Source organism: Psychrobacter sp. KCTC 72983 (assembly GCF_014280455.1).
Lineage (GTDB): Bacteria > Pseudomonadota > Gammaproteobacteria > Pseudomonadales > Moraxellaceae > Psychrobacter > Psychrobacter pacificensis.
In genome coordinates this window covers 1,473,646-1,489,500 of sequence record NZ_CP060390.1, presented here as the reverse complement: position 1 = coordinate 1,489,500, position 15,855 = coordinate 1,473,646, and the positions used below count along the sequence as shown (strand labels likewise).

General features: G+C 44.3%; 14 protein-coding genes. 12 read left to right on the top strand and 2 right to left on the bottom strand.

The genetic code is table 11. The features are described 5' to 3' along the window. The 12 genes from PSBA01_RS06385 (at nucleotide 1) to PSBA01_RS06330 (ending at nucleotide 13,390) form a co-directional block, all read left to right on the top strand. A complete protein-coding gene (locus tag PSBA01_RS06385; RefSeq protein WP_071002705.1) occupies nucleotides 1-1,236 on the top strand; it encodes an NADH:ubiquinone reductase (Na(+)-transporting) subunit B in 1,236 nt (411 codons plus the stop codon). After that, complete coding sequence (locus PSBA01_RS06380) at nucleotides 1,217-2,119, top strand: Na(+)-translocating NADH-quinone reductase subunit C (protein ID WP_093070337.1); 903 nt, start codon at nucleotides 1,217-1,219, stop codon at nucleotides 2,117-2,119. Before PSBA01_RS06385 ends, PSBA01_RS06380 begins: the two co-directional genes overlap by 20 nt. 1 nt (nucleotide 2,120) lies before the next feature. Further along, on the top strand, nucleotides 2,121-2,792 hold the full coding sequence (locus PSBA01_RS06375) for an NADH:ubiquinone reductase (Na(+)-transporting) subunit D (protein ID WP_186475369.1): 672 nt from the start codon (nucleotides 2,121-2,123) through the stop codon (nucleotides 2,790-2,792). Next, a complete protein-coding gene (nqrE, locus tag PSBA01_RS06370) occupies nucleotides 2,792-3,400 on the top strand; it encodes an NADH:ubiquinone reductase (Na(+)-transporting) subunit E (RefSeq protein ID WP_058025262.1) in 609 nt (202 codons plus the stop codon). The genes PSBA01_RS06375 and nqrE overlap by 1 nt, the downstream gene beginning before the upstream one ends. A gap of 122 nt (nucleotides 3,401-3,522) precedes the next feature. Continuing rightward, the gene (gene nqrF, locus PSBA01_RS06365; RefSeq protein ID WP_186475368.1) at nucleotides 3,523-4,758 is read left to right on the top strand and encodes an NADH:ubiquinone reductase (Na(+)-transporting) subunit F; all 1,236 of its coding nucleotides are present in this window, start codon (nucleotides 3,523-3,525) and stop codon (nucleotides 4,756-4,758) included. A gap of 170 nt (nucleotides 4,759-4,928) precedes the next feature. Further along, the gene (locus PSBA01_RS06360) at nucleotides 4,929-5,729 is read left to right on the top strand and encodes an SDR family NAD(P)-dependent oxidoreductase (protein WP_186475367.1); all 801 of its coding nucleotides are present in this window, start codon (nucleotides 4,929-4,931) and stop codon (nucleotides 5,727-5,729) included. 152 nt (nucleotides 5,730-5,881) lie between these two features. Further along, on the top strand, nucleotides 5,882-7,039 hold the full coding sequence (locus PSBA01_RS06355) for an FAD:protein FMN transferase (protein ID WP_186475366.1): 1,158 nt from the start codon (nucleotides 5,882-5,884) through the stop codon (nucleotides 7,037-7,039). Nucleotides 7,040-7,177: 138 nt separating this feature from the next. Beyond that, complete coding sequence (nqrM, locus tag PSBA01_RS06350) at nucleotides 7,178-7,423, top strand: (Na+)-NQR maturation NqrM (RefSeq protein WP_186475365.1); 246 nt, start codon at nucleotides 7,178-7,180, stop codon at nucleotides 7,421-7,423. Nucleotides 7,424-7,753: 330 nt separating this feature from the next. Beyond that, entirely contained in the window at nucleotides 7,754-8,968 is a 1,215-nt protein-coding gene (locus tag PSBA01_RS06345) for a CynX/NimT family MFS transporter (RefSeq protein ID WP_071002699.1), read from the top strand. Nucleotides 8,969-9,157: 189 nt separating this feature from the next. Then, nucleotides 9,158-10,021: an arylesterase gene (locus tag PSBA01_RS06340; RefSeq protein WP_186475364.1), complete on the top strand. Its 864-nt coding sequence runs from the start codon at nucleotides 9,158-9,160 to the stop codon at nucleotides 10,019-10,021. 25 nt (nucleotides 10,022-10,046) lie between these two features. Then, on the top strand, nucleotides 10,047-10,766 hold the full coding sequence (locus PSBA01_RS06335; RefSeq protein WP_186475363.1) for an ABC transporter ATP-binding protein: 720 nt from the start codon (nucleotides 10,047-10,049) through the stop codon (nucleotides 10,764-10,766). Continuing rightward, a complete protein-coding gene (locus PSBA01_RS06330) occupies nucleotides 10,763-13,390 on the top strand; it encodes an ABC transporter permease (protein ID WP_228724656.1) in 2,628 nt (875 codons plus the stop codon). The genes PSBA01_RS06335 and PSBA01_RS06330 overlap by 4 nt, the downstream gene beginning before the upstream one ends. A 45-nt stretch (nucleotides 13,391-13,435) precedes the next feature. Here PSBA01_RS06330 and PSBA01_RS06325 read toward each other — a convergent pair whose 3' ends face one another. Both PSBA01_RS06325 and PSBA01_RS13270 read right to left on the bottom strand, forming a co-directional pair. Further along, a complete protein-coding gene (locus PSBA01_RS06325) occupies nucleotides 13,436-14,350 on the bottom strand; it encodes a hypothetical protein (protein ID WP_222436686.1) in 915 nt (304 codons plus the stop codon). An 11-nt stretch (nucleotides 14,351-14,361) separates the two neighbouring features. Beyond that, the gene (locus PSBA01_RS13270) at nucleotides 14,362-15,741 is read right to left on the bottom strand and encodes a nucleotide-binding domain-containing protein (RefSeq protein WP_186475362.1); all 1,380 of its coding nucleotides are present in this window, start codon (nucleotides 15,739-15,741) and stop codon (nucleotides 14,362-14,364) included. Nucleotides 15,742-15,855: the final 114 nt, after the last annotated feature.

Genomic DNA, 15,855 nt, shown 5'->3' with positions numbered 1-15,855 from the left:
ATGAAATTTTTACACAATATGTTCGATCGTATGGAGCCATCTTTTACCAAAGGCGGCAAACACGAAAAGTATTATGCTATTTTTGAGATGTTTGATACGTTTCTTCGGCAGCCAGGCACCACAACGTACGCTTCATCACACGTTCGTGACGGTATCGACTTAAAGCGTATTATGATTACGGTATGGCTATGTACTTTCCCAGCAATGTTTTGGGGTATGTACAACATCGGTCATCAAGCACTAACCGCTATCGCTCAGCTCGGTCTGCAACCTGAAGGCTGGCGTACCGTCATCACTAGCATGGCAGGCTACAACCCAGACAGTATCTGGGCAAGCTTTGTTTATGGAGCCATGCAGTTTTTGCCGATTTATATCGTGACGTTTGCCGTCGGTATTCTCTGTGAGATTATCTTTGCGGTCGTCCGCGGACACGAAGTTAACGAAGGTTTCTTTGTGACGTCAGTCCTGTTTGCACTATGTTTACCACCTGATATTCCTTTATGGCAAGTTGCTCTAGGTATTATCTTTGGTGTGGTGGTCGCAAAAGAAGTGTTCGGTGGGACTGGTAAAAACTTCTTGAACCCTGCCCTATCAGGCCGTGCGTTCTTATACTTTGCCTATCCAGCCTATATGTCTGGCGACTCAGTATGGACAGCTGTAGATGGCTTCTCAGGTGCGACCCCGCTTGGGCTTGCCGCGCTTGGTGTGGTTCCTCAAGACTTTGTTGATGTCTATGGCAATGCCATCACGTGGAGTGATGCATTCTTAGGCAACATGCAAGGTAGTATCGGTGAAGTATCAACCTTGGCTATCTTGATGGGTGCTGCCGTATTGTTATGGACGCGTATCGCTTCTTGGCGCATCATGGCAGGCTGTGTGGTTGGTTTGATTGCCACTTCATTGGTGTTCAACCTGATTGGCTCTGATGACAATATGATGATGAGCTTGCCATTCTACTGGCACTTGGTTATCGGTGGTTTTGCGTTCGGTGCAGTATTCATGGCAACCGATCCCGTTTCTGCTGCCCACACCAATAAGGGCCGCTGGGCTTATGGTATCTTGATCGGTTTTATGACCGTTCTGATTCGTGTTATTAACCCAGCTTTCCCAGAAGGCATCATGCTGGCTATCTTGTTTGCCAACTTATTTGCTCCACTGTTTGATTATTTTGTGACCCAAGCAAATATCAAACGCCAAACTGCTCGGAGGGTTCGTTATGTCCAAGCCCAAAAGTAATAATGCCAAAACCATCAGTGTGGCTTTGACGCTGTGCTTGGTTTGTTCAGTATTGGTCTCAGCTGTCGCTGTTGGCCTAAAACCTGCACAAATCGAAAATGCACGCTTGGATCGCAATAAAAACATTTTGGTCGCCGCTGACATGTACAATACTGAGTCTGATACAGCAGATGATGTCGCCGAACGTTTTAAAGATTTTGATGTCAAAATCATTGATCTAAATAAAGGCAACTACCTTGATGATGATGAGTTAAAAACGGCGGGTATTCCTGATCGTAATGCTTATGACGCCAGTCAAGCGACCAAAAACCAAGCCTTAAGCGAAGACTTGGGCGACAATGATCCTGCTGGTATTGGCCGTAAACCAAAATACGCCAAAGTCTATGTCAAAGAAGATGACGCAGGCAAACCTGAACTGGTTGTATTGCCTATTCAAGGCTACGGGCTATGGGGTACGATTTATGGTTTCTTAACGCTTGAAAGTGACATGAATACCATCAAAGGTATCAGTTTTTATGAGCATAAAGAGACCCCAGGTCTTGGCGCTCGTATTGAAGAGCCAGAGTGGCGCGCACAGTGGAATGGCATCCATTCTTATGATGACAATGGCAACGTTGCTACTGGTGTGACCAAAGCGGGTAATCCGAAAGACAATTGGGTCGATGGTATCAGCGGCGCAACACTAACAAGCCGCGGCGTCAGCAACATGATTCAGTTCTGGTTAGGCGATCAAGGCTATAAGCCTTATCTAGATATGCTACGTAAAGAGAGCGGTCAGACCCTTGATGATGCAGATACACAAGCAAATCAGTCAACGTCGGCCGCTCAACTTAACACCGAATTGGCAGCCGCGCTACCAATAGCTAATGGCAAGGAGGCATAAAATGGCTGACACTAAAAGTATTTTAACCACGCCTATTTTTGACAATAATCCCATTGGTTTACAGATTCTTGGTATCTGTTCGGCACTGGCAGTCACAACGAGTATGGCCAATGCCATGGTCATGTGTGTGGCACTCACCTTGGTGACGGCATTTTCAAGCTTCTTTATCTCTATTATTCGTAAGCAGATTCCATCGAGCATTCGTATCATCGTACAGATGACCATTATTGCTTCATTGGTTATCTTGGTAGATCAGGTACTAAAAGCGGTCGCTTATGATGTGAGTAAAGGTCTGTCGGTCTTCGTTGGTTTGATTATCACCAACTGTATCGTTATGGGCCGTGCTGAAGCATTTGCCATGAGTAACCCGCCAATCCCAAGCTTTTTAGATGGTATTGGTAACGGTCTTGGTTACTCAGCGGTCTTGCTATTCGTTGCCACCATTCGTGAGCTGTTAGGCGCAGGTACTTGGTTTGGTATCACTATCCTACAACCAGTTACTGATGGCGGTTGGTATATACCAAACGGTCTGTTGCTATTGCCACCATCAGCGTTCTTCATTATTGCTTTGTTTATCGCAATCGTCCGTACCTGGAAACCAGAACAAGTGGAAGAAGCTGAGTTTGTAATGAAGCCGCAGTCTAAAGGCATGGCACATGGAGGCGGTCACTAATGGGACATTATATTAGTTTATTTATAACCTCAGTCTTTATCGAGAACATGGCACTTGCCTACTTCTTAGGCATGTGTACTTTTTTGGCCGTATCCAAAAAAGTCTCGACAGCGATTGGTCTAGGGGTTGCTGTGATTGTCGTGATGGCCATCACCGTTCCGCTAAACAACTTGCTATTCCAGTTCATCCTAAAAGATGGTGCATTGGCTTGGGCAGGCTTCCCTGATATCAACTTGAGCTTCTTAGGGTTGCTTAGTTACATCGGTTTGATTGCAGCCACCGTACAGATTCTAGAGATGTTCTTGGACAAGTTTGTACCAAGTTTATACAACGCGCTTGGGGTATTCTTACCACTAATCACCGTAAACTGTGCCATCTTGGGTGGTGTACTATTTATGGTCGAGCGTGATTATAACTTTGGTGAATCTGTCGTCTATGGTGTGGGCGCAGGCTTCGGTTGGGCACTTGCTATTACTGCATTGGCAGGTATTCGTGAAAAGCTCAAATACTCAGACATTCCAGCACCATTGCGCGGTCTTGGTATTACCTTTCTCACGGTTGGTCTTATGTCGCTCGGCTTTATGTCGTTCGGTGGTATGTCCATCTAAACTACTAAGCTCAAAGCTTCTATTAGCTATTTGATCTATTTAATTCATTTATTCGGTAAGGGTTCGGACACAGCATAAAAAATGTCTTCGCACCCCTACCCCATAGATTAAGGATACCTACCATGGATTACGCTACGGCGATTGGTGGCGTTGCTATGTTTACCTTGATCATCATGGGCCTCGTCGCTATTATTTTGGCGGCGCGCTCAAGACTGGTCAGTTCAGGCGATGTCACTATCCATATTAATGATAATCCCGATAATGACGTGGTGACACCAGCAGGCGGTAAACTACTGCAAACGCTAGCGGGCGAAGGCATCTTTTTGTCTTCAGCGTGTGGTGGCGGTGGTACCTGTGCGCAGTGTCGTTGCCGCGTTATTGAAGGTGGTGGTTCTATTTTGCCCACCGAAGAAGGCTATTTTACTCAAGGCGAGATCCGCAATCACATGCGCTTGGCTTGTCAGGTAGCTGTTAAGCAAGACATGAAAATTGAGATTGATCCTGAATTCTTTGATGTACAAAAATGGGAATGTGAGGTTATCTCAAACGATAACGTTGCGACTTTCATTAAAGAGCTGGTGCTAAAAATCCCAGAAGGCGAAGAAGTAAACTTCCGCGCTGGTGGTTATGTGCAGCTTGAAGCGCCGCCGCATGAAGTACATTATAAAGACTTTGATATCGGCGAAGAGTACCGTGAAGACTGGGAGAAGTTCGACGTCTTCAAATACGTCTCAAAAGTTGATGAGCCCGTTATCCGTGCTTACTCAATGGCCAATTACCCAGAAGAAAAAGGCCTCATCAAGTTTAATATCCGTATCGCCAGTCCACCGCCGCGTGGTCCTGAAGGTATCCCGCCAGGCAAGATGTCTTCTTGGGTATTTAGCCTAAAACCTGGCGATAAGGTGACGGTATCAGGCCCATATGGTGAATTCTTTGCCAAAGATACTGAAGCTGAAATGATCTTTGTCGGTGGTGGTGCTGGTATGGCTCCCATGCGCTCGCATATCTTTGATCAGCTCAAGCGCTTGAAAACAGATCGTAAGATCAGTTTCTGGTATGGTGCTCGCTCGATACGTGAAATGTTCTATGTTGAAGATTACGATCAGCTAGAAGAAGAGTTTGACAATTTTGAATGGCATGTGGCTCTGTCTGACCCATTACCAGAAGATAACTGGGAAGGTCCAACAGGCTTTATCCATAACGTGTTGCTCGAAAACTATCTGAAAGATCATCCAAACCCAGAAGACTGTGAATACTACATGTGTGGGCCACCAATGATGAACGCTGCTGTGATCGATATGCTACACAGCTTGGGCGTAGAAGACGAAAACATCATGCTTGATGATTTCGGTGGTTAAATAACCCCGCCAGATAAACTTAAAAGTGTATATAAAAAGAGTCTCAATTGAGGCTCTTTTTTTGTGTGATTTTTAGCAATCATTGTGGTTGTTGAGACTACAAATCTAACTGGTAGATCAGCATTGCTATCCTATATCATGAACGCTCTAAATATTAAGAAAGGACGCTTATGAAAACCAAATACAAAGATCTGACCATTTGGATCACGGGTGCTTCTAGTGGTATTGGGCAAGCATTGGCGATTGCCTTTGCCAAGCGTGGTGCTAGAATTATTCTCAGTGGCCGTGATAACCAAAAACTAGAATCCGTCAAGAAAAGCTGTAAGCGTGCGAATAGGCATATTGTCATTCCGTTTGATATCAGTGATGCTGCTCAAGCAAAAGCCGCATATGACAATGCCAAAGCTCAGGCTGGAAACATTGATTGGCTCATCAATAACGCCGGTATTAGCCAGCGCTCACTCATCATGGAAACTGACGAAGACGTCGAGCGTCAGATTATGGAGGTAGATTACTTTGCTCAGACGCGACTAACCAGACTGATACTGCCTGATATGATCGCACAAGGTGGCGGCAAAATCGTCATGGTATCAAGTGTCGCAGGATTACTAGGGACACAATATCGCGGTGCTTATGGCGCAGCCAAAGCCGCATTGCATATGTGGGCAAACAGTTTACGGGCAGAGTTGCATGACAAAGGTATAGAAGTGGCGACGATATTCCCAGGATTTATTCAGACCAACATCTCTATCAATGCCTTGACAGGTGATGGCAGCGCTCAGGGCACCATGGATGAAGCAACCAGTAACGGTCTCACGGCAACTGATTTTGCAAAGCAAGTGGTGAAGGCACTCTCAAAAGGTGAAGAATATATCGTGGTCGCTGGCAGTAAAGAAAAGCTGGCAACACGGGTCAATCGTGTCTCACCGCCCAAACTTTATAGGCTCATACGCGAGTCGCAAGTAAAATAGCTTGGTATGCAGTAGATTAGTATGCGGTGGCTTGGTATGCAGTAGATTGTCACTGAACATTGCCATCATTGGTATTTGTAGGGTTAAGGGGTGTAAAATAGGCCTGACTTATTTTATACCCCAACTCATTTCTGCGTTATACCGAAGATCCTATGAAAAATACCCGATACTGCTCCGCCTCCTCAAAACCCATAAATGCTTCTTTGCTTGGCATCGCGGGTCTCGCTAGTATGGTGAGTCTCAGTGCTTGCCAGCAAACACCAGATTATAACTATCTGACTGGTGAAACGATGGGGACAAGCTACCATATCAGCTATCAGCTCCCTGATAATGCAGATGAAGCTGCCATACAAGCGTCAATCGATGAACGCTTGAAACAGATTAATGACAGCATGTCGACCTATCAGAGCGACTCGACCATCTCTAAATTTAATCGGTTGAATAAGAATACACCGATTACCATCGACGCTGATTTTAGTCGGGTGCTGGATGTGTCAAAGATTGTCTACGAGCAATCTGGCGGCGCATTCGATCCTACGGTGATGCCGCTTGTCGAGACCTGGGGTTTTGGCAGCACCATGACAGTCGAGCGTCTACAAAGTCCGCCTACAGCGCTCGAGATTGCCCAAGCAAAAGCACTGGTAGACTTTGAGAGCATTATCAAAAAAGACCAAACGGTGTCTAAAACCAAAGATGGCGTCGAGCTTGATTTTTCTGCCGTTGCCAAAGGGTATGGGGTTGATGTCATCGCCGATGTGCTGAGAGAGGATTATCAAATTCGCAATTATATGGTTGAGATTGGCGGTGAAATTTCGACATCTGGCGTTAACAACCTACAGCAGCCATGGCAAATTGCGATTGACGCCCCTATTGAAGGCAGCACTGTCAGCGAGCGCCAAACGATATCTGCCATTCGTCAGCCAAAAAATACGGCTAGCCAAATGCATCTGGCAACCTCTGGAAATTATCGCAACTCCGTCATATTTGATAGCAAACGCTATAGCCATACCATCGATCCGACCACTGGCAAACCCATTGCAGGCGGTGCGCCCTCAGTCACTGTCGCGGCCGATTCTGTTGCATTGGCGGATGCATGGGCAACCGCTCTGACTGCCATGCCCTATCATAAAGCACTAGATGTCGCTAAAGCTCAAAACTTGGCTGCTATGTTTGTGGTGTTGGCTGACGATATAAAAACAGACAGGTCTGAGAGTAATGTTTCTGATAACGTGTCTGATGATAATATCGATGACTGGCAAGTGGTTCAGACACCAGCAATGCAAGCATTACGCGCTGACAAAAAGCCCTAGTAAGTTTTTGGCATTGAAACAAGAGAATACGATAACGCACAACGAGCAACACCAAAATTTGCTATACTATTAGTTAGTTGCCATTAAAAGTACATCATTAACAGCAACTGCCCCACTTTTGACAATGAGGTTTCCTCTATGCTTAGCCAATTGCTTCCTATGCTTGCCATTACCTTTACAGTGTTTATCCTATTTTTCGCTTTTATGGGCATCGGTTATATGGTCAAAAAAAAGCCGCTCAAAGGCTCTTGTGGTGGTGTTGCCAAATTGATGGGTGATGAGCAGTGCTCATTTTGTGGCGATGATCCCAACAAGTGCGACTCATTGATGGCAGAACAACAAGAAAACGCGTTAAGAGCTGCCCAACTCGGCAAATCTGTGTAAAAACTCATTGGTTACCATACGCAGGTAGTATTTACCTAACATCTGTTCGTATAATAGCGTCAAGTCATTCAAAGTGACTTGGCGTTATTTTCATGTCACCATCTCTTATTATTCCTATTTAGACACTCTCTATCTAGATATTTTCTATTTAAAAAATTGGCCAGCAAACTTATCTGTTTTGCCCTCTACAAATTTTTAGTTCTGTTTGACGTTATTGATTACCGTTTAGGTACGTGTCTGAGTAAATGATCTTTGGTGTTGTTTTACAAGCGACGATTTTTCGGCGCTGTCTTATAACGTGTCCTTTTTCCCTGTTATCGTTGTGCTGCTATGTCTACCTCATCCAATCTGCCTTCATCACGTTTCACCTTTTGGTTAGTGCTATGTGCCATGATTTTGCTAGCGACCAATATGCGTGCCCCTATCGTTGCGCTGGGCGCTATCGCGCCAGTGGTGAAAGAAGCACTCAATATCTCGGAGATACAGATTGGCTGGTTGGGCGCGGTGCCGATGCTGGGTTTTGCCCTTGGTGCGCTGATCTCGCCAGCCATTGGCAAGCGCTTCGGACTTGAAAATACGCTGATTGCCATGATCGCGCTATTAACCACTGGCATGATTCTGCGTACCGTTATCCCGACGTGGACTGGGTTTTTAATCGGTACTTTATTGCTGACTCTAGCCATTGGCTTTGCCAATACACTGGCCGCGCCTGTCATCAAGCAACATACTCCGCAACATATTCCGCTGATTACGGGTTTGTTTAGTTTAACAATGACGGTGACCGCTGGGATAGTCTCAGGCATCGTCCTCCCTTTGTCTGAGCAAGTAGGCTGGCAATGGGCGCTGGGTGGATGGACGGTTTTAGGTATTTTTGCGTTATTGATTTGGTTATTTTTGCGTGTGCGTTTGGGCTCATCCAACCACCAACTCGTCATATCTACAGATAAAGATGCCTCTGTTATCTCTATTTGGCGAACGGCGTTTGCTTGGCAAATTGCTGTCTTTATGGGGCTACAATCATTACTGTTTTATACCGTTGCCAGTTTTTTGCCTTCTATTTTGGTTAGTAAAGGGCTATCTGCCGTGAGCGCTGGCCAAATGGGTTCTGTGTTTCAGTTTATGGCACCCATCTCTATCTTGAGTCTGACATGGCTGATTAATCGTGGTCGTCCTATTCAAGCACTCGCCGTGTTTGCCGCTGTGCTCAATGTCATTGGCGTATTAGGTATCAGCTATCTATCTACTGAGTTGGCGTGGCTATGGTCAGCCATGATGGGGATTGGTTGCTCAGCGATTTTTACCTTGAGTATGATGCTGTTTTCCCTGCGTACCTATACTACCAATCAATCAAGTGAGCTGTCTGGTATGGCACAGGCCGTCGGTTATTTGATTGCCTTTTTTGGTCCGCTTGGCACAGGCGGGCTCCATGAAGCGACTGATAGCTGGAGTCTGCCGCTTTTTATTATTCTGATACTGATGATTGCAAACGTTGTGATTGCTTGGCTCGTCAGTCGTCCAGTGATGGTCGATGGTAAATACATTTGATATTAGCTTATCAAAATATCTACATACTGCTGTCTATAAGTCCTTGATTTCTAACGCGCAATAAAGCTATCTTGAAATTAACCTTAGGGCAATATTGGTGGCTGTCTTATTTTGCTATAGTCAGTGCAAGATGATTTAAATCTTGAGCTGACTCTACATCAGCTTGATTGCTTATAGGACATAACACCCATGCTAAATACCCCTTCTCGGCTCGCTCAGCACCTGCCTGCTATTGCCATGCTCGCTGCTATCATGGCGATCAGTGGTTGTCAAAAAGAGACTGAGCCGACCACACCGAATCAACCGACTGACACCCAACGCTCAGATACTGAAACGACAGCCAACCAAGCCAATACAACGTCCGTAGACACCAATGCTGATGCACCCACCGATATGCAAGTCAATTCATCACCAATCACTATTTTAGCGCTTGGCGACTCACTGACGGAAGGTCTTGGGGTGGATAAAAATGATAACTACCCTGCGCAGTTAGAAGATCGTCTGCAGGCAATGGGTTATAAGAATACCGAAGTGATCAACTCAGGGCTGAGCGGTGAAACCAGTACGGGACTCGTCAATCGCTTAGATTGGGTATTACAAACCAAACCTGATGTGACGATTTTGACCATTGGGGCTAATGATGCTATACGCGGTATCGACGTGGCGACGATTGAAGCCAATATTCGGACAGCTGTTAAACGTTTGCAAGACAATGGCAGTGTCGTCATTTTGGGCGGGATGTCGATCTATGATAATTTGGGCGATGACTACGTTGCCGCATTCTCAGACATTTATCCTCGCGTCGCGAAAGACATGAGCGTCCCTCTAATACCATTCTTTTTGGAGGGTGTCGGTGGTGAGGCTGAGCTCAACCAAGCCGATGCCATTCACCCAACCAAAGAAGGCTACACGATCATCGTCAATGACAATATCTTGCCTATTCTAGAGCCGAAATTAGATGAGTTAAAAGAGCTAAAAACAACCGATCCAGAGAATACGGCTGAAACCGTTCAAGCCGAAACGACAAAAAGTACGCCAAATGAGACTACTTAACGAGACCATTTAACGAGACACTGTAATGACATCATCACCTTCGGTTACCGCATCCACGCCACAAGCAGACGCTAAGACACCAGCCCTACTGACCGCCTCACAGCTAAACAAAACCGTGCAAGTCGGTGAGCAAAAATTATCTATCATTAAGGACGTCGATATATACGTCAATGCTGGCGAGTTTGTGGTCATTATGGGTAAATCAGGCTCGGGTAAATCGACCTTACTAGGATTGCTCGCAGCACTAGATTATCCTGATAGTGGTACAGTATCGCTGGCAGATCAAACGCTCAGCAGCTTGGATGAAGACTCACTTGCAGTTATTCGTCAACAGGACATGGGTTTTGTCTTTCAGTCATTTCATCTACTGCCGACCCTAACTGTCGCCGAAAACATCGCCTTTCCTCTTGATATCGCAAGGCATCCAAACCCAGCACGAGTCAACGAGCTGATTGATGCGGTTGATTTGGGTCATCGCCGTCACAGCTTACCCAATCAGTTATCAGGTGGTGAGCAGCAGCGTACGGCTGTGGCACGAGCGCTAGTATCGCATCCTAAAATTGTCTTTGCCGATGAGCCAACGGGTAACTTGGATGAGCAAAATGCCGATCAAGTTATGCAATTATTATTAGACTTACGCCAGCAGGTTGGCTCGGCACTGGTAGTCGTGACTCACGATCCTGCGCTTGCCGAGATGGCAGATCGCGTCATTACCATGCATGACGGCCGGATTGTACCGACATGAATGAAAAGCTGACAGACAACACATCGACTGATATAAAAAAGACTGATACCAGTATGCGTCAAGAGACCAGTTATTCTAGCGGTATCCTCAATCAACTTTTCACCAAAACACTAGGCTCGCAAGCACTCAGCCGTAGTTGGTGGCAGCGCTGGGTGTATCCAGTGTTGTTTCTACTCACATTGACCTTATCACTTGCAACCTACCTGACCCTCGACTCTGTGCAGCAGTCTGTCGATCGTTATATCAATGACAATCAGCGCGCACTCGTTGGTGGCGACTTGATTTTGAACAGCAAGCAAGATTGGCCAAGCGAGGTATTGGCGCAAGTAGAAACCATCCCCGATACGCAGACCGTATATGACTATCAGTTTAGCGCCATGCTCGTCACCGATGAGCAAACTTTGCTTGCCAGCGTCAAAGCCGTCACACCGTCTTACCCTTTGTACGGTACCGCTGAGCTTGCCTCAGGAAAGCCGCTGTGGGAGCAACTAACCTCTGACAATATCGTCGTCGCCCCAGAAGTGCTCAGTAGCCTAAATGCTAGTGTCGGCGACCGTATCGATATTGGCGATGCGCAGTTTACGATCAGTGATGTGCTGACCAAAGAGCCTGATCGACCTTTGACCGCCTTTGGTTTTGGTGGGCGGGTCTTGATGAAACAAGATGCGTTAGAGGCCACCAATCTACTCGGTCAGCGCAGCCGCATAAACTATCGTATCGAGATAGCAGGTGATCCTGAACTGATAAGCACGCAGCGCAAAAAGCTCACAGGCATACTGAGCAGCTATCCTGATATCGAGCTCTCTGATGCCGAGTCAGCAGATACTTCGGTCTCGCGTATCTCTGATAATGTATTGATGTTTTTAAAGCTGCTGGTCATTGCCGTACTGCTACTCTCGGCGGTCGCCATGTACGGTGTCATTAGTGCGTTCGTCAGTAAGCAGCAGTCCAATAATGCCATTCGTTTGGCATTAGGCGAGCCGCTTGGTTCACTCAAACGTAGCTATTATCAATTGCTTATCGTCACGACTGTCATTGCTTGTATCGCCGCGATTGTCCTTAGTCTGGGTTTGCTTAAAATTGGTCAGCCGTATCTCGTGGCTATCTTACCTGCTGACGTGGGTCTATCTATCAATCCAATTAGCGCGATTAAGACCATTGTGATTGCCTTAGCCCTCACGTTGCTGATTGCGCAGCGTGGTTTAAGCGCGCTTAACACTACCAAACCCGCGACCCTACTCAATCAAGGAGCAAGCCAGCAGTCGCAAAACTTGCCGTGGTATCGACGCGTACCATTACTGTGGTATGGCTTGGTGATGACAGGGCTGTATGCCTTCTTTGCTTATGAAGTGGGCTCATTGTCATTAGGCGCGCAATTATTGGGTGGATTGATCGGCTTTGTGGCGATATTTTGGCTACTGGCGCGTGGGTGGCTATGGCTGCTTAATAAGTTAGCGAGCAATGCCAAGGTCAGTTGGATGCAGCGTATCGCCATTCATAATCTGGCGCGCAAGGGCAATCAATCCGCATTATTCTTTGTCACCTTATCGCTATCGGTTGCGGTGCTGACGCTCATCACCACACTCAATCATAGTATCAATGCGCAGTTTATCAATGCCTATCCTGAAGACGCGCCCAATCTGTTTTTGCTCGATGTGCAAAGCGATCAACATGACGATATTGATGCGATCATTGAGGCGCCTGTCACCTATTACCCCATCATTCGCGCGCGTGTAGAGACGGCGAACGATGTACCGGCAAAAGATATCGAGCCTGAGGATGGCTTTGATGATCCCACGCGGGTGTTTAACTTAAGCTACGCCGATACGGTCATGGATACTGAGTACATCACTGAATCGCTCACAGACGATGCGCTATATACGCCTATCGATGCGACAAATGAACAAATCAAACCCCTATCTATCTTGGACACTGCCGCCAGTATGCTCAATGTCGGCATGGGCGATCAGGTGCGCTTTAATATTCAAGGTATCGAAATCGTCGGGCAGATCACCAGTATTCGTACGCGCTATGAGCGTGGCCCAAGTCCGTATTTTTACTTCCTGTTTGAGCCGTCTGTACTGTCCGCTGCCCCGCAGATTCAATTTGCCACTGCGCACGTATCAGAAGATGCGATTCCAGAGCTACAAGGCAAACTGGTACGCCAGTTCCCTGCGGTCACGACCATCGATGGCACGGCTATCGCCAAGCAAATTCAAGAGCTGGTGGTACAAATGAGCCGCTTGGTCTATGTGTTTACTTTGCTTGCCCTACTCACTGGCGTCATGGTGCTGATCAGCTCGCTGCTGTCTACCTCGCAAGATCGTATGAAAGACAGCGCGTCATTTAGACTGCTCGGTATGCAAAAGCGCGACTTGTATACGCTCAATATATTAGAGCTGGGTGTGCTTGGTATTAGCGCGGCAACCTTTGCCGTCGTTATCGCTAGCGTTGGCGCTTGGGCGGCTATCACGCAGTGGTTTAATCTACAGTTTAGTGTGCCGTGGATGAGCTTGGCTATTGGCGGTGCGGCGTTAATCGTCTTGCTGTTTGCCATTGCCATTATTTATGTGAGGTTGGTGATTGGACGCGGGATTATGGCAAGGGTCAGGGCGATGGTTTAGATACTGAGTTGGAAGCTATTTTAATTTTCCAGCTCATTATCTATCCTATAAATTAACTACAATTGGTGATCTATATCTAAAATTATATTTTATTCCCTTAATTAGTTCGTCTTCATTTTCAGTCAATATTTTATAAGTATGATTTGCAATATTATCATTCAGTTCTTGAGTACCAATATTCATTCCTAGGCTTGTTATTTCTTTAGGTGTAGCAAACATATATAAATCAGAGTCTTCGCCCATTATATCTCTAAATAATTGTTCTTGCTTTTCTGTTAAATCAACTTCAACGATGTCAGCTAATAAAACTTCGTAATGATTAAATGGGCTTTTTGAAATTTCTGTTATATGTCTACCACAGTATCTATAAGATAAAGCACCAAATTTTTCTTTTTTCAGAATACCAGATTCAAAAACCTCTTCTATAAACTCTCTTGATAAATTGTCGATATTCTCTCTATTTTTAGTTTTATCGAATCTTCTAAAAAATTCTTTTAAGTTTTTATTTTTGATTAGTAGCCTGTAATCCATTTTCGTAACCTCATTAACTGGAATACAATCATCACTCTCAGCTGGAATATTTTCACTTAAATAAACAGCTTCCTTTTTATCAAATTTATAGGCACCTCCTACTGGCTGATACTTGCTAGTTCTTGAATTAGCAACTAAAAAATACTTGTTATCAACTTTAATTCTAAAAAGGTAAGCAAACGATATTCTAATTGTTGTGTCCTTTTGTAATTTACCTTTTCTTATAAGCTGTCTTTGAGATCGCTTCCAAGCACTTTCACCAAATATTTTTTTTGTATGATCAAGAAGCTCAGCAGCTTTATCTCTATAGATTACTCCCATAGGCACAACAAAAAGCAGTGTCCAATACCAATCTTCAGTTTTCTTAATTAAAGTAATAATTATTATAATTACAAGTACTTGAAAGAGCAGTGATAAAAGAATTTTCAAATTCTGATCCCTTATTCTTGACCAATTGGAACATCTACACGACCAATCGCAACACAGATACCATTCTTTATCAGATAACACTCAATATAATGTGTACCTTTAAACGAAGTTGGCTCAATTATTTCATGTGTTCTTTCTTTGATTTGACCACGAATACAGTCTTTATTTTCTGCTACCTCTCCAACATTTCTTACCTTCCAAAGGACTTTGTCATAGGAAGGACAATCGGTATTACCTACTTTACATTTGACTTTACAATTAAATGGAACAAATCTTTCGAACGTTGGAGCATATTTTGTCAAATACTCAAAAATAGACATCTCTCTAAATCCATTTCCCGATATCTGACAATCAATACCTACACTATATATCTCCGATACGGGGTAAAGCTCGTCTATAAATTCCTCAGTGTCTTTATAACTCTTTGACCCTAAAGATTCAGATATTTTAACTGTTGATTTACCTAATCCAGACCAGTAATCATGATTAAAAAATTCTCCCCAAGCAGATATAGCATCTTGATATGTGCAATCACTTTCAAATAGTATATCTAGCTTTTCTAATTGCGTAGACAATTTATCTTTCCATCTACGCATTTTATCAAGATCAACCTGTCTAGTTGTTATCGATCTAGCATTATCGATATTATTTGGTGCATTGACTTGTAAATTCCATTCTAGCCTGCTCTGAATAGACTTTAAGGTATGGTAAAATTTTTCATCTATACGAGAATGAATGGAGTCGAAATTTTCGGAGCATAAAATAGTTTGAATCAAACCACTTGGCAGAGAACCCCAAGTATCTCTCGACTTACAAAACATCTTAGATAGTCTTACTACTTTCCTTAAATCATCAGTTTTCGCTTTTATTTCCTCAATAAACCAATCGTCTAAAGCTTTAATGTCTCTAGCAGACCATACATCTCCAGCATATTCATAATTATACTCATCCTGCCACTCAGAATATTTTGATCTTTTAAATATGGCAAAATCAATGTGATAGCCAGTTGTATAACGTACCCTAACACATCCTGTCTTTACTTCTGGTTCTTCTGAAAACTGATGCATCTCTCGCTTTAACGCATCGGCTATCATATTTCTTGTCGCCAAAGGTCCCAAACTACCTAGGTTGTCTGATTCAAAAACTATAGCCACATCTATGTCATAGTCCTTTCTATCATTTTGGACTATGGTATGCATTGCCATAGAGCCTTGCGTCCTAGATTCGGCAATCTTATAACTAGTATTATTTTCATTATTATATTTTTCTAAACCATTTTTCAATCTCTTTATATTCTTATCTCTTTTATCTCTCAATATGTTTTTTTCTTGATCGGGCAGTTTTACATGGTTATTGTAAAATTTTTTAAATTCTTTAGAACAATCGAACATAGCTGTATTTCCCTAATAATAAAGTAAATTCCTGTACTTATAATTCTAAGTATTAAATTTTTCTAAGTGTTTTAAAAATAACTTCATATTTTTTATTATGAACATGTTGGTGCT

What these genes read in the sequence shown, in the direction of transcription:
- PSBA01_RS06385 (WP_071002705.1), top strand. Translation starts at nt 1, where the DNA reads ATGAAATTTTTACACAATATGTTCGATCGTATGGAGCCATCTTTTACC.
- PSBA01_RS06380 (WP_093070337.1), top strand. Translation starts at nt 1,217, where the DNA reads ATGTCCAAGCCCAAAAGTAATAATGCCAAAACCATCAGTGTGGCTTTG.
- PSBA01_RS06375 (WP_186475369.1), top strand. Translation starts at nt 2,121, where the DNA reads ATGGCTGACACTAAAAGTATTTTAACCACGCCTATTTTTGACAATAAT.
- nqrE (WP_058025262.1), top strand. Translation starts at nt 2,792, where the DNA reads ATGGGACATTATATTAGTTTATTTATAACCTCAGTCTTTATCGAGAAC.
- nqrF (WP_186475368.1), top strand. Translation starts at nt 3,523, where the DNA reads ATGGATTACGCTACGGCGATTGGTGGCGTTGCTATGTTTACCTTGATC.
- PSBA01_RS06360 (WP_186475367.1), top strand. Translation starts at nt 4,929, where the DNA reads ATGAAAACCAAATACAAAGATCTGACCATTTGGATCACGGGTGCTTCT.
- PSBA01_RS06355 (WP_186475366.1), top strand. Translation starts at nt 5,882, where the DNA reads ATGAAAAATACCCGATACTGCTCCGCCTCCTCAAAACCCATAAATGCT.
- nqrM (WP_186475365.1), top strand. Translation starts at nt 7,178, where the DNA reads ATGCTTAGCCAATTGCTTCCTATGCTTGCCATTACCTTTACAGTGTTT.
- PSBA01_RS06345 (WP_071002699.1), top strand. Translation starts at nt 7,754, where the DNA reads ATGTCTACCTCATCCAATCTGCCTTCATCACGTTTCACCTTTTGGTTA.
- PSBA01_RS06340 (WP_186475364.1), top strand. Translation starts at nt 9,158, where the DNA reads ATGCTAAATACCCCTTCTCGGCTCGCTCAGCACCTGCCTGCTATTGCC.
- PSBA01_RS06335 (WP_186475363.1), top strand. Translation starts at nt 10,047, where the DNA reads ATGACATCATCACCTTCGGTTACCGCATCCACGCCACAAGCAGACGCT.
- PSBA01_RS06330 (WP_228724656.1), top strand. Translation starts at nt 10,763, where the DNA reads ATGAATGAAAAGCTGACAGACAACACATCGACTGATATAAAAAAGACT.
- PSBA01_RS13270 (WP_186475362.1), bottom strand. Translation starts at nt 15,741, where the DNA reads ATGTTCGATTGTTCTAAAGAATTTAAAAAATTTTACAATAACCATGTA.